The organism is Bradyrhizobium sp., from assembly GCF_016462955.1.
Lineage (GTDB): Bacteria > Pseudomonadota > Alphaproteobacteria > Rhizobiales > Xanthobacteraceae > Bradyrhizobium.
In genome coordinates, this window is record NZ_JAEMSD010000884.1 from 1 (window position 1) to 882 (window position 882).

The following is an 882-nucleotide window of genomic DNA, read 5'->3' on the forward strand; positions in this document are numbered from 1 at the left end:
AGGCCGCCGATGCGGTCGGCGAGCTGGTCGATCAGCCGTTCGGCGAGCGTCCTGCTGGATGCGGTGTCCAATACTGCAAGCTGTGCGGCGGACATGTCTTCGGCTTCCTCCCGTCAGAGCCGTTCGCCGGCCCTCCGCGGCATTCGCATTCCATTTGCGACTTAGAGGATGATTCGCCGCCGCCGTCTTGCCTGAGCGTGCACTACAGCTTGTAGGCGGTGCGGAATCCGCCCCAGTGCCGGCCCTGCACGCGGATCGGGACGTCGATCTCGCGCATCATCACGGTGTTGCCGTTGCCCATGTCGCGCGCATAGCTCTGGACCAGGTACGAGCGCAGGTTGCGGGCGGCAGCCAGCCCCGCCGGATCGTTGAAGATGCGCCGGTTGCGGCTGTTGGCTGTGTTCCAGGCGACGTCGCCCGGCCGCTGCGGATGCGAATAGATCTTGTTGTGAACCGGCAGGAAGCCGTTGCGGTCGACCATGGCGCAGAACGCCAGGCGTTTGTCCTTGGCCAGGAAGGCTTCCTGGAACGGCGGCAGCGCGCGGTCGGCCCAGTCCAGATACTTCGTGCGATATTGCTGCGGATCGGTTCCGGCAATTTCCACATAGTCCGTGTCGAACAGGTCCTCCAGCTTGACCTCGCCGCGCGCGACCGCCTGCTCGAAGATCTTCGTCAGCGCAGTGCCCGCCTCCATGGCGCGGGTGACGGACTCGGTGTTCTCCTCATGGATCGACCAGAGCTTGTCCTCGATCCTTTCGTTGAGCGCGGCGGTGGCAGCAACGAATTGCGTACGAGCGCCGGCCTTGGATTGCTCGACCACGCGCAGGCGGCAGGCCCCGATGTCCTCCAGGCTGCCCTCGATCGTCGCCTGCGGTGCAAGCC

General features: G+C 65.3%; 1 pseudogene. It reads right to left on the reverse strand.

Annotated features, from left to right (window positions below):
- Positions 1 to 202: 202 nt before the first annotated feature.
- Positions 203 to 882: pseudogene (locus JHD07_RS39525) on the reverse strand (methyl-accepting chemotaxis protein); the annotation flags it as partial.